The organism is Shewanella sp. NKUCC05_KAH (assembly GCF_019345585.1).
GTDB classification, from domain to species: Bacteria; Pseudomonadota; Gammaproteobacteria; order Enterobacterales; family Shewanellaceae; genus Shewanella; species Shewanella oncorhynchi.
Map to the genome: position 1 here is coordinate 111887 of NZ_JAHKQZ010000014.1, position 17131 is coordinate 129017.

At 46.0% G+C, this 17131-nt stretch carries 17 protein-coding genes; 5 read left to right on the forward strand and 12 right to left on the reverse strand.

Annotated features, from left to right (window positions below; genetic code table 11):
* Positions 1–431: 431 nt before the first annotated feature.
* Positions 432–704 carry a hypothetical protein gene (locus KO533_RS13790; RefSeq protein WP_014610083.1) on the reverse strand — a complete coding sequence of 91 codons (273 nt, stop codon included), beginning with the start codon at positions 702–704 and terminating at the stop codon, positions 432–434.
* A gap of 694 nt (positions 705–1398) precedes the next feature.
* Between KO533_RS13790 and KO533_RS13795 the strand changes: the two genes are divergently transcribed.
* Positions 1399–3222: a glycerophosphodiester phosphodiesterase gene (locus KO533_RS13795; RefSeq protein ID WP_173242509.1), complete on the forward strand. Its 1824-nt coding sequence runs from the start codon at positions 1399–1401 to the stop codon at positions 3220–3222.
* A gap of 7 nt (positions 3223–3229) precedes the next feature.
* Here the strand turns inward: KO533_RS13795 and KO533_RS13800 are convergent, their stop codons facing one another.
* Positions 3230–3661: a hypothetical protein gene (locus tag KO533_RS13800; RefSeq protein ID WP_113941233.1), complete on the reverse strand. Its 432-nt coding sequence runs from the start codon at positions 3659–3661 to the stop codon at positions 3230–3232.
* A gap of 381 nt (positions 3662–4042) precedes the next feature.
* Here KO533_RS13800 and mtnC point away from each other — a divergent pair, with 381 nt between their 5' ends.
* On the forward strand, positions 4043–4723 hold the full coding sequence (gene mtnC, locus KO533_RS13805) for an acireductone synthase (protein WP_105253037.1): 681 nt from the start codon (positions 4043–4045) through the stop codon (positions 4721–4723).
* Between the two features lie 98 nt (positions 4724–4821).
* Here mtnC and KO533_RS13810 read toward each other — a convergent pair whose 3' ends face one another.
* The 6 genes from KO533_RS13810 to KO533_RS13835 form a co-directional block, all read right to left on the reverse strand.
* Positions 4822–5913 carry a hypothetical protein gene (locus tag KO533_RS13810; RefSeq protein ID WP_219254677.1) on the reverse strand — a complete coding sequence of 364 codons (1092 nt, stop codon included), beginning with the start codon at positions 5911–5913 and terminating at the stop codon, positions 4822–4824.
* A 269-nt stretch (positions 5914–6182) separates the two neighbouring features.
* Positions 6183–6569 (reverse strand): carboxymuconolactone decarboxylase family protein, encoded by a 387-nt coding sequence (locus KO533_RS13815; RefSeq protein ID WP_219254679.1) that lies wholly within the window; start codon positions 6567–6569, stop codon positions 6183–6185.
* 205 nt (positions 6570–6774) lie between these two features.
* Positions 6775–7131: a MerR family transcriptional regulator gene (locus KO533_RS13820; protein WP_131524573.1), complete on the reverse strand. Its 357-nt coding sequence runs from the start codon at positions 7129–7131 to the stop codon at positions 6775–6777.
* A gap of 3 nt (positions 7132–7134) precedes the next feature.
* Positions 7135–7530, reverse strand: coding sequence for a GFA family protein (locus KO533_RS13825; RefSeq protein ID WP_219254681.1), 396 nt, complete (start codon positions 7528–7530; stop codon positions 7135–7137).
* A gap of 25 nt (positions 7531–7555) precedes the next feature.
* Positions 7556–8134, reverse strand: coding sequence for an NAD(P)H-dependent oxidoreductase (locus tag KO533_RS13830; protein ID WP_219254682.1), 579 nt, complete (start codon positions 8132–8134; stop codon positions 7556–7558).
* 67 nt (positions 8135–8201) lie between these two features.
* Positions 8202–8561 carry a MerR family transcriptional regulator gene (locus KO533_RS13835; RefSeq protein WP_105250930.1) on the reverse strand — a complete coding sequence of 120 codons (360 nt, stop codon included), beginning with the start codon at positions 8559–8561 and terminating at the stop codon, positions 8202–8204.
* A gap of 194 nt (positions 8562–8755) precedes the next feature.
* On the opposite strand from KO533_RS13835, the gene KO533_RS13840 reads away from it, so the two are divergent.
* Both KO533_RS13840 and KO533_RS13845 read left to right on the forward strand, forming a co-directional pair.
* Positions 8756–9184, forward strand: a complete 429-nt coding sequence (locus tag KO533_RS13840; RefSeq protein ID WP_173248526.1) for a thioesterase family protein — start codon at positions 8756–8758, stop codon at positions 9182–9184.
* A gap of 61 nt (positions 9185–9245) precedes the next feature.
* Positions 9246–9509: a GNAT family N-acetyltransferase gene (locus tag KO533_RS13845; protein ID WP_219254685.1), complete on the forward strand. Its 264-nt coding sequence runs from the start codon at positions 9246–9248 to the stop codon at positions 9507–9509.
* Between the two features lie 21 nt (positions 9510–9530).
* On the opposite strand, the gene KO533_RS13850 is transcribed toward KO533_RS13845, so the two are convergent.
* The 4 genes from KO533_RS13850 to KO533_RS13865 all read right to left on the reverse strand — a co-directional run bounded on the left by KO533_RS13850 (position 9531) and on the right by KO533_RS13865 (position 15146).
* The gene (locus KO533_RS13850) at positions 9531–10079 is read right to left on the reverse strand and encodes an HPP family protein (RefSeq protein ID WP_105250927.1); all 549 of its coding nucleotides are present in this window, start codon (positions 10077–10079) and stop codon (positions 9531–9533) included.
* A gap of 123 nt (positions 10080–10202) precedes the next feature.
* Complete coding sequence (locus KO533_RS13855; protein WP_168826862.1) at positions 10203–10613, reverse strand: thioesterase family protein; 411 nt, start codon at positions 10611–10613, stop codon at positions 10203–10205.
* A 125-nt stretch (positions 10614–10738) separates the two neighbouring features.
* Positions 10739–13195, reverse strand: a complete 2457-nt coding sequence (locus KO533_RS13860; RefSeq protein WP_219254686.1) for a hypothetical protein — start codon at positions 13193–13195, stop codon at positions 10739–10741.
* A gap of 142 nt (positions 13196–13337) precedes the next feature.
* On the reverse strand, positions 13338–15146 hold the full coding sequence (locus tag KO533_RS13865; protein WP_173242490.1) for a long-chain fatty acid--CoA ligase: 1809 nt from the start codon (positions 15144–15146) through the stop codon (positions 13338–13340).
* Between the two features lie 341 nt (positions 15147–15487).
* Here KO533_RS13865 and KO533_RS13870 point away from each other — a divergent pair, with 341 nt between their 5' ends.
* A complete protein-coding gene (locus tag KO533_RS13870; RefSeq protein ID WP_219254688.1) occupies positions 15488–17128 on the forward strand; it encodes an alpha/beta fold hydrolase in 1641 nt (546 codons plus the stop codon).
* The last annotated feature ends 3 nt before the right edge of the window (positions 17129–17131 follow it).

The window sequence follows — 17131 nt, forward strand, 5'->3', positions numbered from 1 at the left end:
GTTGATTGTGTCAACTAAGTAACCCTGTACTGAGTGTGCGGCAATGTGCAAATAATCAGAAAATGATTAAGCACTGGCTTTCCAGTGACGCGCCATAAACTCATCCTTGAGGGCTCGACCGTGACATCCCTGTCACGAACGGTCCCTTACATGCCAGTGCTTAATCTCATCAACTCCCGCGCATATTAACGATCTAATTTAGCCATTAGCATTATGCAATTTACGTTTCAGGAAACTGCGCCGCCATCACAAACTCGTTATGTTGATAATGTGGCATCATCAAGATGGCTTGAATCAGTTCTTAAGGAATTTGATTCATTTTAGGGTAAAAAAATGCCCTCCAATACCCGATAACAGGGCTTAAGGGCATGTTTTGGCGGTGTGATGAATCAGTCTGGGGTTGAGTGATTCACTGACATGAACCAGAAAACTTAGTGAATCAATCCGCCAGCTCTTGCGATCCCTACAATACCAATCAAAATCCAAAAACCATTGAGTAACGTGTAAGCGGCATCTTTGCGTAAAGCGGCACACCATGTTAGCAAAACAGCATCTATCGTGTTGAAAATCCAAACAAACATAAAAGGACTTTCAGGGCCAAGCCAACTGACAAGTGAGAAACTAAATATGCGCATTAGAACACCAACCATTTCAAAGGTCCGCATGTTTGCGTTCAAGAATGCATTAAATTTTTTATAAGACAATTTATTACTACTCTTTTATTTATAAGCAAATTCTTATCATGTAGAACGACATATAAGAACGACTGTTACCAACGCAACCCCTTTGACACGGGTAAATTGCGTGAAATTTTAGTATGTAAACCAGACGAGGTAAATCTGATTCACGGATTTTAACGAGGCAAACATGTATACGCAGGTCTTACCTAGATTAATCACCAAGTTTACATCTCAATATTTTGATTTTTATCCACAAAAAAATCAAAATATTGAATAAACAACAAAACATAGACAGGCTTAATCTGCGATATTGTGCGCTTCTGGGATAAGTAATTTATTTATAATGTCGACTCACTAGAACATGTTAAATATTAAACATAAGAATAGGATAGAAGGTATCACCATCAGCACACTCACTGCCGAATATACCCAACCCAATGTTTAAAATAGTGAAAGATTGCGATACCAATAAAATTGGCGACGATACTAAATCGAGTGAACCAACTTAACGAGCTATCTATTATTACACTTTGAAGAAAGCTCAATGACAAACGACCCGACATAGGCGCAGCTCGGAAACTTGAAATAATCAATGTATTTATTGCTTTATGGATAATAACAACTGACTCACCAGCTCAAAACATTGCACGAATGACTAACCGTCAACCTGAAACGCTGCTAAATTACAGTCCTACACTCGCACGATTAAGGAAGCTGCATGCTCAATCCTGAACACAGTTACTGGCATGACACGCTTAAAGCCATTCGTCGCTGCGGTAGAAAACTCATTGAATTTGAACTGTTATTCACCTTAGTGTCGGCGGGTATTATCGTCCCGTCTTTTGGTTGGTTACTGCGCCATCTGATTGCCAAAACGGGCAATGTCACCATCACCAATTACGACTTAATCGCCTTTGCCATGTCTCCCTATGGCTTGCTGTTTATGGTCATTACTCTATTCAGCAGCTTTACCGTGTTTTTTACCCAACGTGCTGGAGTCACGATTCTCGCAGCATCTGGCTTATACGATATTCCCATTGGCCCAGTGCGGGCGCTGATTTTCGCAACTGCGCGCTTACCCGTATTTATTCGCCTTGGTAGCATTTATGCGGCTTGCTTATTGCTGCTCAGCGTACCTTTTATCGGGTTAGGATATCTGATTTTCAGCGTGTTTCTACAGGGACACGACATCAATTACTACTTGTATTTCAAGCCTATAGACTGGTATCTCGCCTTAACGAGTATGGCGTTCTTAGCGATAATCTATGTCCTTGTTGCCTTATATCTGTGGGCCAAAGCGGCCTTTTCACTGACGATTATTGTGAGTGAAACGACCGATGCTTTGACGGCACTCAAACGTAGTTGGCAATTAAGCGCAGGCAATGAACACCCGATTATGTGGCACGCTGCGGGTTGGTGGTTGAGGATAGGTGCTTTGGTGTATCCCTTAATGCTGCTGATCTCCTGGGGTGCCGATAGCTTACTCGATAGGGTTACGCTGACACTTTCGACAGAATTAGCCATATTGGCCCTCGTCTCCGCACTGATTTTTATGCTCAGCGCGGCATGGTCCTTACTCGGAATGTTTGGGGAAGCCTTTATCATATTGCTGTTATACCGCCAACTGGGAGAAAAACCCGCAGTGTTAGAACGCCTTGGGCGACAAACGGTAAAAAGAACGTCTGAACTGTCGATTTATACGATAAGCGGGGTGTTGATCGGCACTTTTTTAATCATGTTGGGGTTAGGGGTATATGCCCTCAATAGTGAACCACAAAGGGATGACATCCTGATTACTGCCCACCGTGCTGGCGCTGCTAGGGCACCAGAAAATACCCTTGCGGCTTTGCGTTTAGCGATTGCAGAAAAGGCGGATTATGCCGAAATCGATGTGCAAACGGCATCCGATGGCACCTTAATGGTATTGCACGATGCTGATTTAATGCGCATAGCGGGCGATCCAAGGCGAGTTGCTAACCTCAGTGCGAGTGAAATACAACAGCTTGATGCAGGGAGTTGGCACAGTGCCGCCTTTGCAGGTGAATCCGTACCAACACTACTAGAGATGCTTAATGAGGCACGCAACAAAATCGGTTTGAACATTGAGCTTAAATATAATCAAGCCGATCCCAGCTTAGCGCAGGCCGTTGTCGCCTTATTGCAACAAGAGAAAATGACACAACAAGTGGTGATTACATCGCTCGAAGCAAGAGCCATTGAAGAAGTTCAACGACTCGACCCTTCCATTCACACTGGCCTTATCGTCACTCAATCCATTGGCGATCCCATTAAGGCGAATACACAATTCTTAGCGGTCAATCAATCGATTACTAACGAAAAGTTTATCGCCCGTGCACACAAAGGAGGTAAGCAAGTGCATGTATGGACTGTTAATAATCCACGGCAAATGCTGCGCATGTTGGCGCTGGGAGCCGATGTACTCATTACCGACTATCCGCAGGAAGCAGTGGAAATCCGAGAACAGTGGCTCGCGTTATCCCCTGTTGAACAAACGGCACTGCGCCTACGCTATGTTCTGTAGATTCTGCTTATTTACTCAACCTCGCCTCGAAGCGCTTAGCTCTGCGTTGAAGCAACCAAAAGAGGCTTAGCACCCCAAATGAAGCGGCTAAAGTGGTCAACGTTAGTGCAAAACCTTTGAATGAAAACAGGTTTAAAGTAAAACCATCTAATACCAGTACCGCCAAGCCAAGGGGCATTTGGATAAGCACAGCGGTAAACCAATCGAAGGGAAGTTTAGGAAAGATCCTGTGGTAAGCATAAAGCACTAAACCTGCAAGCAATATCAGCAAACTCGCATCATGAGCCGCCAACAAAAGATACTCCACACTGTTATGCGAGATGTGAGGCACCGCACTCAACATGTCCAACATATAACCCGCGCTGGCAACCAATGAGAAGCTGATAAAACTCAATAAGGCTAATAGGATACCAAAGCCAAGTGCGGGTAAATATTTCATGTAAGGTCTCTCTATTCGCAGGTGAAATATGCTGTCTCGTCTCCCGAAAACCACAGCATGCAAGGTATAAAGGAGTAAAGAGACTTTAACTACAATAGCAGCCTAAATTTCCCTTAGCTATTAAGACCATAGTCTTATGTCTACCACAAACTTGTGCGCAATAAACGAGATGAAATCCAGTATCAAGTTAGTGTTTTCTCGGATAATCAGTGGATAAGCTTTTAAAATTACTAGATTAATCAAATTTCAATCTTATCGCTTAGTGATATCACCCACAATTTGCCCATGTGTTTGGGTGAAATAGACTAGCCAATTTCACCAATAACGCTTAGGATCGGAGTTGCATTTTTTAGCCAACATATTGTGGAGTATCAAAACATTATGGGTATCAGAGCCATAGTCGTAGACACAGCAGGCACCACGACAGACCTAAACTTTATCCAAGATGTACTATTCCCCTATTCTGTCAAAGCCTTGCCAGACTTTTTAGAACAGAACCAACACAATGTATTGGTTGAAAACTGTATTTGTGACACTAAAGATATCGCCCTAGAGCCCGAGGCTGACTTAGCGCGTGTAACTGAGATCCTGCAACAATGGGTCAACGAAGACCGTAAAGCTACGCCACTTAAAACCTTACAAGGGTTAATTTGGAAACAAGGCTATGCCCATGGCGAATTTAAGGGCCATATCTTCCCGGACTTTATTGAAGCAGTGAAACGTTTTAGCGCACAAAATCTACGTATTTACAGTTTTTCATCCGGCTCTGTCGACGCGCAAAAACTGTTGTTCGGCCACAGTGACGGCGGCGATTTAACTGAAATGTTTAACGGCCATTTCGACACCCGTACGGGCAACAAATTAGATAAGCAGGCTTACTGCAATATACTCAACACTATCAGCTTAAGCCCCAAACAAGTGCTGTTTGTGTCTGATGTTATTGAAGAATTAAAGGCTGCTGACGCTGCGGGTATGATGACCTGCCAAATGGTTCGCGACAGCAAGCAACGCACTGGCGAGTTCCGCAAAATCAGCAGCTTCGATGAGCTGCTGATTGAATAATGCGATTATTGAATAGCACGATAGTCGACTCAGTCAGCTCAAGCTGATTTAGCCGATAAAACGAAAGCGACCTTGTGGTCGCTTTTTTATTAATTGACTCAATTGCCCTTCACCGCCAGCGGAAACGCGGCCGAGATACATTTTTCCACCTCAAAACGATAACCATAATCCGCATTCTTATCGGGTGTGATCAACAAAATCTCGTAATCATTTAATTCAATCACATTCGACTCGGCAGGCTTTTTACAACGCGAGCGGCCATTGGCTTCAAGTGAAAATGCGAACGTAGCTAGCCATTGCCGCACTAAGTACTGATATTGAGTTCGCACTGAGGCGTAGGCCTTTTTGCGATCTTCCTCTTCCAGCTCGCTGTCATCATTACTATTCTCAGCCTTGCTCGATTTATCGCTTTCAGAGTCAAGAGCAGTCTGAGTTAGCTCTACAATCGGTACCGTCAACACATCGGTCGCATCCGGCAACCGTCCCGATTTAGGCTCGCGAGGCGCATGCTTAGCGGCTTCTTGGGGAGAGGTAATAAAGTTGCCAAATGAGGTTTCAATGCGCGTCTCTAAATCAATTAACAGGCTCAAGTGATACAAAACCACAGTCGCTAGCACGATACGGATCAAAAAAGTCGTTTTACGGAATGAAGTATGCGAGGTAAGCCGTAACGATTTGACGCCTAAAGGTTTAAGCAAAAAGATCAATATTAAATAGATAGGAATAATCAACTGCAATGCCAGCAGCACGATCGCGCTTACCATCAAAAACCAAGCGGGCATATAGAGTAAAATCGCTAAGTTATGGGTGTAATTGAGATCGCTTGCTGAGACCCCAACCACTTCGTTAACTATCGCGCCAGACCAGCCCAAAGCAAAGTTGGCAATCATCGCATAAAACAGCAACAACACAGCTTTGCCCGCCAAACTATGCCAAACCCGCTCGAACACAGGCCAAAACTCGATGGCCATAGCGATTACGGCAATCACAGCGACCAACCCCATTAACTCGCTACTAAAAGCCAATATCAAAGCAATAAGATACAGCTTTTGCGCAAAGGATAACTTAGCAACCCCTAGGATAAGACAACGCCAGAACTTGCCCAAACCTAAACGGATTTCACTCAGTGATGGTAAACTGAGCTTTCGCAAGTATTGGCGAGCCGTCCCAATGTAACCGATTAAATTCATTATTATTTTACATTCCATTGAAATAGTAAGACGGGCAACATTTGCCACTGTAATGTGCAAAGCACAGTGTTGGCAACTGTGCCACTCAATCTCGGTATATTGGTCACTTTGGCTATCTCTAGCCAAAGTCGAACGTTCTGTTTAGAGTCGAATGAAAGCCCTGCAACACCCCATCGCCCGTTTAAATCCAACTAAAATGAACTTGAAAGAGGAAATCAAAGCGGCCTTATGGTCACTCTTGCAAATCGATAAACCTGACTCAGGACTAACTAAACGACGCTTAACTCCCGCTCAGAAAATACGGTTTTAGCGACAAACATGCCATTAAGTGCAGCAGGAAAGCCTGCATAAACCGACATTTGCAATATCACCTCAACAATTTCCAGCGGCGTACAACCGACATTCAATGCGCCATTAATATGTACGTTTAACTGTGGCTGGCAATGCCCTAGCGCCGTGAGTGCGGCAACTGTCACTAGCTCCCGCGTCTTAAGGTCGAGCCCTTCACGCTGATAAATATCCCCAAAAGGATATTCAATAATGTACTTGCCCAAGTCAGGGCAAATATCGGCAAGACTGCGGATGACTTTCTCCCCCGTCTCACCGTCAATTTCAGTCAGTTTAGCGAGGCCCTGCACATATCTTTGATTACTCATTTTTAGCTCCTGTTGGATTAAATCACAGCAAGCAGCCTAAACCTTAGAGTTAACTCTAAGTCAATGGTTCATTGATGGATGACACAGGCAATGCGGATCAGTAAAACTAACCCTCTGTTTAACTCGCCGACTAGAGGCGAAAGCAAATAGAAAAGTAAATAATATTAGCTTTTTAGCATTTAACCACAAATGTTAGCGACTGAGCTTAGCCACTAAAATGAGTTTGGTAATAGTGAATTTTTTGCTTAAGGGCAGCCAAATGCTCCTGCTCTTGGCGAATACACTCAGCCAATTGTGTTGCATGTTGCTCGAGCAACTGCTGTCGCTGGCCAGCGGTTGCATCGCCTTGGACGCGCAACTCGGCATAGGTCAATATCTGCTTTAACGGCATGCCCGTTTCTTTTAAGCGATTGATAAACCCAATCCATTCCGCTTCTTTCGCAGCATAATCACGATGCCCGCTGCCATTTCGAACGACAGACTGCAGTAGGCCAATTTTCTCGTAATATCTGAGCGTATGCGCCGACAGTCCTGTGAGTACAGCAAACTGACCTATATTCATAATCTAACGATCCGCAGGATGGTTAACGCCATCATTCGTGGGCACATTTTCGAGATCGAATGGGTTAACCCCTTCGAGGCAACCAATGTTGTAACCATACTCGTGGGGATTGGAACGCCGCTGGTGATGGGTGTAAATACCGCAGATAGAGCAGAAGTAGTGTTTGGCAGTTTTGGTATTGAATTCATAGAGTTTCAGCACATCCTCACCCTTGAGGATCTTAATCCCCGCCAGCGGCACAGAGCCAACCATTGCGCCCTTACGACGACAGATAGAGCAATCGCAACGGCGTGGATTTTCGATGCCATTAGGCAATGACAACTCCAATACCACGGCACCGCAATGGCAAGACGCTCTGTGTTTTGGCTGAATAAGAGTATTGCCCACTTGTTTAATCACACCCCACTCCTTGTTTCGCTAGATTCTATAAACCTAAATTCCCCAGCCGCTGCACCAACGCTCGCCATTGTTGCAATTGCGGCTCCTTAGCACTCATCACTGGCCCCAACATATTGGACTTAGCCCGCTTAAAACCACTAAAAACTAAGGTGGCGGTATCAAGCTGTTTGAGCGCGGAAGCGCCTTGAAACCACTTGTAATACCAAGGCGGCGTGTCCATGGTCATGATAATTCGCGAAGTTTTATGGCGCAGCAACTTAGCGGGTATCAATTTACCTTTCTCATATTGAAATGCAAATCCAGATAAAAATGTCCTATCGATTAAGCCTTTAAACTTAGCAGGAATACCGCCCCACCAAATCGGTGTGATAATCACCACATGCTCCGCCCACTGGATATTCGCTTGAAACGCTAGCAAATCGGCTTCGAGTGGCTGAGGTTGACGATAACCATAGATCAGATTCGGGTCAAAATTCAGCTCAGCTAGTTTGACGATTCTCACTGAGTGTTTATCTGACGCCGCTTTGGCATAGGTTTCAGCCAGATGCTCACAAAAACTCTGCGCCTTAGGATTACCACAGATCACTAAAATCTTTTTTGCCACGATGAAACGCCATAACAGTCAATATGGCAAATAGCATACACTCTGCCCCTAAGGGGAGAGTCAAGACCTAAGGTAACAGCTGCGATTCACAGGAGGTGAGCCCATCAATACAGGCATCTAACTGAGTGACTTTATGTTCTAACTCACTTATCTGGCGTAAAAAATCCGCTTTAATACCCAACAAAAAAGCCTGCACTGTGGCTAACTGAGCATGCTTATCGCCTTGTTCGAGTAAATCTTTTAGTTGGACAAGCTTAATACCGAGGGCTTTGGCCTCTTTGATCAGCAACAACAGCCTAATATCCGCCGCACTATAAATACGATAACGCCCCTGACGTGCGGGAGTGTCGATGAGCCCCCACTCCTCATACAAGCGAATCGCTTTTATCGACAGCCCTGTTTGCTTTGCCGCTTGTCCAATATACATAGCTCAACCTAACCCTTTAAAGACATTACTCATATCTGCATTGCTTGCCATTATCAGCCACAGTATCAGCTTAGGCCAAGACTTGTCGCAGCAATCTTATGCTGCTAGTCTGGCCGCTTAAACGAGCGTTTTAACTTGGGATTTTTATCATGGGATTTAAACAACAGTTGCAAGAAGGTGTACAAGAACAGGCAATGGAAAAGTTTCTCGCACAGCACCCCATAGTCACAGAAATCCCCGTTGCATGGGGTGAAATGGATGCCTTGCAACACGTCAACAACGTCGTCTATTTCCGCTATTTTGAAACGGCACGTATCGACTTTTTCAATCGCCTCTTCCCGCTAGATACCCTGTATAAATCCGGCATTGGCCCCGTAATCAGCGAAAATCAGGCTCGCTATAAACGCCCTGTGACTTTCCCCGATACTTTATTGGTAAGTGTCAGTATTAGCGATATTCACAGCGATAGATTTACCATGCATTATCAGGCTTTTAGTAAACAGCAGCAGGCAGTAACGACGTTAGGCACTTCAGTCGCGGTGATGTTTAACTTTAAAACAGGCAAAAAAGCTGAGTTACCGGCAGAACTACTGGCGATTCTCAAACAGCACGAAGTCGCTTAAGCTATTCAAATCGATAACGAATTGCCATCACACTTTAGGCCATACCTTGAGGGAAGCATGTATGTCAGATAACGAAAATATCGAGATAGCCATTGAACATCAACAGGATAAACAGCGTTTTATTATCCCTGTCGATGGCTATGAAGCCGTGTTGGAATACCGATTATCAGGCAAGGATATCGATTTTAGCCGCACCTTTGTCCCCAACGAACTGCGCGGTAAAGGCCTTGCCGAACGCTTAGTGCGCCACGGGCTTAAATGGGCTAAAGGCCAAGACTTTACTATCCAAGCCAGCTGCTGGTATGTGCAGAAGTTTTTGAAATAGGCAGATTTAAGAACGAGTTCGCTAAATCCAATAAACAGGGTAATGGCGCTTGGGATCGGTGGAGAGGTTATTGACCACCAGCGCGACCAGTAAGAGTAATACTGAGCCGAGGAACACTGGCATTAACGCGTAAAGAAAGCCGAGTTGATGCACGTTTTCACCGCCAATCACGGCAATCAATGCCGTTGCGCCGCCCGGAGGATGAAGAGTGCGAGTCAGGTACATGAATGCGATAGACAGGGATACCGCTAAGGCGCTCGCCAGCACCACATAATCGCCACACACTTGGTACACTGCGACCCCAATTAAGGCCGATAACACACTGCCACCAATCAAGTTACGCGGCTGAGAAAACTCCGCCAGCGGTGCACCGTACACCAGCACAGCCGACGCACCAAACGAGCCAATGACAAACATAGTGTCGACGAGGTTTTCACTCATATAATTTGCGAGACTCGCGACCAAGTAAATGCCACAGAAAGCCCCAATCCATGACCACACAATCTTTTTAAGTGGCTGTCTTGGTGGACAAATGTCCTTCGATCGCATGCGGGTAAAATAGAATCTCATGGTTAATCCGAACCGATAAAAATTAAGCGATACAGACAAGTGATCTGCATCACAGTTAGCGGGCCGACAAATTAACCCTTCAGCAGCGCAATTGCAATTACGCTGACCGAAAGAGTAAGCAGACTAAGCACTTTCACCATTCAGATTAGCGAGCATTTCGCGGATATCTTCAGGAATCGGGCGGCTTTTTTCACTGCTGTAATCGTAATGTACGAGTGTGGTTTTCACTTCGGCGGTCTTGTTGCCCGCTTGCCAACAGGTTTGGGTCAGCTCGAAGCTGCTATTACCGATACGGCTGACATAGGTTTTTACTGTGACACTCTTGCCATAGTAAGTCGGCGCGATAAATGCCACGGTAAACCCCGCGACGATTAAGTTCCACTGATGTAAATCCAGCTCAGGATTAAAAATCTCAAAGATTGGCGTGCGCGCCGCTTCACACCATACGGGGATAACAGTGTTGTTGATATGACCTAGGCCGTCGGTTTCAGTAAATCTTGGATTGATTTCGAGACTGTATTCTGTGGCTGACATGCAAACTTCCTTTTTATTATTTTATGAATGGAAGAGCGTGGTGATTATCGCAATGAAACCACACCACCAAACTCATCCATTATCCTAAGCCAAACAGGTTCTAGCCACTAGCCCAAACCAGCATTTTAAAACTGGCAACTCGCCGTTTCTGGGGTTTGCTTGCCGTTAGCATCGTACTTTTTAAGGCATCCAGCCTTACCCATATCATACATTTTCTCGTATTCTAACTTGCCATTTTTATAAGACTTATACACCCCATGAGTTTTTGGGTTCTCTAAGTGATAAATCTTACGGCCCTTAGTGATATGTGAGTAATCGGCAAAACCCGGCTCTTCGGAATAGATGACACCGTTAATGTAGCGCTTGTGTACCACATGCTGTTCATCGATACGCAGCATTTCATTCGCTATCTTGCCATTCATGTCGTAACACACTTTATCCACGGCATAATTGCTATCGAGGTCTTCAATACAACTCACGGCACCATTATCAAAGTACTCGCGCTGTATACCGCAGCGCGCAATGGCGTTATCCCAGAAATAAGGTTCACCGTTCCAGGTTTCGCCTTCTTGCTGGCAGTAGTTCCACAGGCTTCTTAATTGCCCATTGGGATAGAAACTGTAATGGGGGCCAGAGACACGGTTATTCACTTGGTGACCATATCGGGAGAGTGAGTAACCACCATCAGTGGAATAACTGATACTTGGGCCGTATTCCTTACCCGCTTTGTACGTTTTTAAATTTAATAAACGGCCATTGGAATCAAACTGATATTCTTTATCTACAGCGCCATTGGTGTAATAAGCCAATTTATACAGGGAGCCGCTGCTATGATATTCGCGCTGCTCACCGTGTTTTATCGATGAAATTGCTTCATTTTTGCCATTAATCACCCCTTCACAATCATCTGAATAGGGATTCTCACGCATAATACATTCATCGTGCGAAGGCTTAAGCGTCACCGCTTCATTGAATTTATAACTCGTTAGTTCAGTCAGCTCACCGTTCTGGGGATTAAAGCGCATTTGCTGACCATCCAACTCTCCTTGGCGGTAATTAGCGATATCCACCACGACATTGGGACTTGAATACCAAATACTCTTACCATTAAGGCGACCCTGCTCATAATGACGGGTATTAAACATCAGATTATTTTTGTCGAATGATTTAGACTCTCCTTGACGCAAGCCATTGACATAGCTCACTTCGGTACGAGTCCCATCTTCGGCTTTAAATACCCAAGGGCCAGTGCGTTTTCCTGCAAGATAGGCACCTTCACCAACTTGATCACGGAAATGTCCGCTCGTCACTTTATCGACCCAAGGACCTTGTTTGACACCCTTTTGATATTGGCCTTTGCTGCCATCAGCCTCAAGCCACTCGCCATCTTTTACGCCATTAAGATAAATACCTTTTGCCACTAATCGCTTATCGCCTTCTGCACTGGAGTCATAATCGGGCTCATAGACTTCGTAGGGGCCGTCGAGCACATCCTGATTGTAATGGGCAAAACCAAAGTTATCGGCCTCATCGAACATCGACTGTGCAATCCATTTACCTTGCTTTTTACCGTCAAGATATTCGCCTTCCCAATAAATGGCTTGGTTCTCTGTCTCCATCCACTTACCGACTTTTTTGCCCTGTTTGTAGTTACCAGAGTAAACCACGCTACCATTGCGACCATCGTAGGCTGCATACGGGCCATCGAGCACACCTTGGGCATAATGACTTTCACTGGCAAGCCCTGCCCAAGTGCTCCCCATGCCCATACTCATAAAATCATAGGATGGGCCTGTTTTAGGGATCACGGCACCACCACTTTTAAGCCAATCAAAGTCATCGGCCTCAAAGGCCACGCTCACCAATACAAAACTACCGTCTTCTTCACTATAACCACTGCGATCAAAGGTGGTCACTAAGCTATATTGACGCTCAATCCCTTGGGCATCTTTATCTTTACGAGTCAGTGGATAACGTAATTTATATTCGACGGCTGTCTTCACATCGACGGGTGAACCTTCGGAATTACGATAACCCACTAAGGTCGGCTTGAGCTTAGTAGAACCATCGACAATCGCTTTAATGGCGGGATCTTCAATCGCGTCAACATCATAGGTCATACGGTATTGTTGCGGCGGAATTTGGCTTAACACTTTACGAACGCTACCCACGGTAAACGAGGTTAAGGTTGGTGCGACGTCATCGAGCACAACCTGTAGACGGGGGAGTTTTGTGAGATCATCCCCTTCAAAACCATAGCCCCGTAAATGCTGACCATCGGCATCTTTAAGCATGACAACCACTTCTTTGGTGCCACCTTTATCAAAATCGAGGTAAAAAACCGCAACCACTTCAGCAGAACCATAATCATCAAGACGCACGCCGGGCGCATCGCCATAGAGCATTTCGCCCCACACTTTATGATCTTTTTGATAGAAATTGAGCCATTGCCCGTTAGGTAAGTCCACTGGGCCATGGACGATTTTGTCGTAATCCTCAGCGTCAGCTGCAGGAATGACAGTTAAAGAAGATAACAACACCGCACTCACTGCAGCGAATAAACTACGAATCGAAAGTTCCATTTAACTACACCTTTTATACCGACGCCTCGCGCCTCATGCGCACCAGTAAACGGGGCGAATTTTAAGCGAAGAAAAGCACTTCAGGAAGTAGTAGATAAAAAAAAGGCCGCTTCTGCGGCCTTTAGCAACAACAACTTAACAATTAGTTGTTGTACATAGCATTAATTTCATGGGCGTATTTATGGTAAATCATCTTGCGGCGCAGCTTGAGCGTTGGGGTGATTAAACCCGCTTCCATCGAAAACGCTTCAGGCAACAGAGTGAACTTTTTAATCTGTTCAAAACCGGCCAACTCATGCTGTAACTGCTTTAAGCGTTGCTCAAAATGCTCAACCACATGACTATGGCGCAGCAATTCTAAAGGTGACTCATACTTCAGCCCTTTGTCCTTCGCCCACGCTTCAAGTGACTCAAACGCAGGCACAATCAAAGCGGTCACATAATTACGCGCATCGGCAATAATCGCCACTTGCTCGATAAAAGGACAACAGCCCACGGCGCCCTCAACCCTTTGCGGCGCGATATATTTACCGTTGGAGGTCTTCATCAATTCTTTAATACGATCGGTAATAAATAAATTGCCGTTCGCATCGAAACGCCCTGCATCACCGGTTTTTAACCAACCATCTTCAAACGCAGCGGCGGTATCTTCAGGACGATTGTAATAGCCGCGCATCACAGTGGCGCCGCGGACTAAAATCTCATCGTCCTTACCTAACTTAATTTCGGTTTCCAGCAAAGGTTGTCCATTGGAACCTGGCACTCGATTACCTAAGGTATTGCAGGTCACAGTCGCGTTAGTTTCTGTCATACCGTACCCACAAAGTACTGGAATATTAATCGCATGGAAGAAACTACCGACATTCACATCTAAGGCTGCGCCACCGCAAGGCATAAACTTCAAACGGCCACCAAGCACAGCCTGCAGCTTGCTATACACCAGCTTGTGCGCCAAACGCCATTGCAGCGACAACCACAATCCGCCCTTAGCACGACCTTGGCCAACTTCGAACTGACGTTGGCCAACGCGCATCGCCCAAGCAAACAACTTCTTACGACCGTCGGCTGATTTGGCGACTTTATCTTGTACGGCGCTATACACTTTTTCGAGGAAACGCGGCACCACACACAAGGTATGTGGACGCACGGCGCTAATCGCCTCTTTCACTCTTTGGGTATTTTGCAGATAGACGTTATGGCCGCCACGGCACAAGACGTAGAAACTCCAACTGCGCTCAAATACATGGCTCAATGGCAAAAATGCCAAAGACACATCGCCAGAATGGAAGGCCAATTTTTGATCGTGCTGGCGTATGGTAGACGCCATATTACGGTAATCCAGCATCACGCCCTTAGGATCGCCCGTCGTGCCGGAGGTATAAATTAAGGTCAGTAAATCATCGAGATTTGCAGCGTGTAAACGCTGATTAAGCTCGGCTTCTTGCTCAATGTTTAACTGAGTGTCACCCGCCAGTAGGGTATCTAGATGCCAATGCTGATTGGCCTTATCGGCAGCGAGTGTCACGCTGGCATCGAATACAATCACATGCTCTAGGCTTGGGCATAAGGCTTGCAACTCACACGCCATGGCGTATTGCTTAGCGTCGTCGACAAAAATCACTTTAGCGGTGGCGTCGTTAACGATAAAGCTCGCCTGTTCGACGGTACTGGTGGGATAAATTGGCACTACAACGGCGCGAGTTTTGAGAGTGCCGACATCGGCACAAGTCCACTGCGGGCAGTTTTGCGCCAGAATAACGCAACGGTCTTGCACTTGTACGCCAAGTTCGATCAACACTTGTGCAATTTTACTGCTGATTTGGTCGAAGGCTTGCCAACTCACCTGATACCAAGGAGCGGCCATTTCAAAACCTTCCAGCGCTACTGCGTCTTTTAAAGACTCGCTCTGCTGCTGTAGTAGTCGAATAACATGATATTGATCGAGAGACATAAGAGACTCACCTTTTTAGCTTACAAGTGTACCGCTTTTGCAGCATTCTACCTGAAGGCCAAATAAAAACTAAGAGTTTTTGCTCTAATGTTGTGCAAATGTCGCCCAAATCACGCTGTAAATAGGCTTTTATCTGCTAATGACATCGCCTTGCCAGAGTTTTTCTTATCCCCAAAAAACACAACTTGTTCGTTTCAGTGCTTGTAAATAGGTTCACAACAACTTAGGTTGACATGAAAAACGCCCAGCACTGCCCGCTCACACCTTGTTAACACATTAATATACCGATATTTTGTATCTAAATTTACAACTCGTCCTGAAATGCAAAAAGGAAAGCGCGCATGATACATAGCATGACACACAGGAAGTTAAGCAACACAGTTCAACGCCTTGTGCCAACTCAGCCACGGCATGGTGCGACTAGTGCCACATGGCGCACGCATACTTTGAGAATGAGCGCACTCATACTGGCAATGGCAAGTACGGCGACGTGGGCGAGTGATGTGAAAAGCCAAGAGACACAAGCGACGGCTGATATAGCTAGGAACATGGCGAATGACACCGAAACTTGTTATGTGGAAGGCGTTTCCGATCGTCTAAACTGCGGTTTTGTGACTGTGCCAGAAAACCCTAACAAACCCGATGGCAAACAGATCCAAGTGCATTACGTTGTTTTGCCTGCGGTGAAAAATGCCAACCATGAAGAAGCCTTGCTGGCGATTGCAGGCGGCCCAGGACAATCGGCCATAGAGAACGCGGCAGGTTTCGATGCCATGCTGAGCAAAGTCCGCCAACAGCGGGATATTTTACTGATTGATCAAAGGGGCACTGGCCGTTCGAATGTGCTGGCCTGCGATGAAGGGGCTCAATCTCCGCTGTCTTTCGATGACAATAATGTCGATACCTTAGCCGAAACGCAAAAATGCTTAGCCAAAATTGATGCCGACGTGACTCAATATGGCAGCCTCAATGCGATTAAAGACTTCGAAGCCGTGCGAGCGCACTTAGGCTATAAAAAACTGCATATTTACGGCATCTCCTACGGCACTCGCATGGCGCAACTTTACATGCGTTTATATCCAGAGCACTTAGCCACAGTGACCTTAGACGGCATAGTGCCCATGCAGCAAAGCGTATTAGAAATTGGCTCGGCGATTGATCGTGGCTTCGACTTATTATTTAAGGATTGCCAAGCAACCGCCGCCTGTAACAGCCAATTTCCCCAGTTAAAGGCAGACTTTGAGCGAGTCGACGCTAAGCTCGCCACTGGCCCTGTGATGGAAAACGTTTACGATCCCGTCACGGGCGAAAAAACCATGTTGACCATGACGCGCGGTAAATTCTCTGGTTCGATCCGCATGGCGCTGTATCAAGCCAATGTGCGCGCCCTCTTGCCCCATGCGATTCATCAAGCATCGAAAAACAACTTCCAACCTATACTCGGCCTCTATGCCCTCACTATCGACAATGCTGGCATGGCGATGGGCATGCACGCCTCTGTTGTCTGTGGCGAAGATATGCACCGCATTACCCCAACCATGCGCGAGCAGGCCAAAAAATCCTTTATGGGCAGAACCATGCTCGAAGGCTTAGAGGCGACTTGTTCAGTATGGAAAGTCCCTGCGGTCGATAACAGCTTTAGCGAGCCCATCAACAGCAACATTCCGACCTTGTTGTTATCCGGCGAAATCGACCCCGCCACCCCACCAAGCTGGGGCGAGTTAGCCATGGAAAAACTCACCAATGCCAAGCACTTTGTCGCTCCTTATGCGACCCACGGTGTGGCCTATCAATCCTGCGCCAATAACCTGATTGCCGATCTCGTCCGCTCGGGCTCAGTCAACGATCTCGACGGCGAATGTTTGAACAAAGATGTGCGCCGCAGCTTTTATTTAAATGCCAGCTCGGTGGAACCGCTTAATGCGATCAGCACAAAAACCACCACAACAGATGACCACGCCAGCACTGGAGCTAAGGAATAAGCC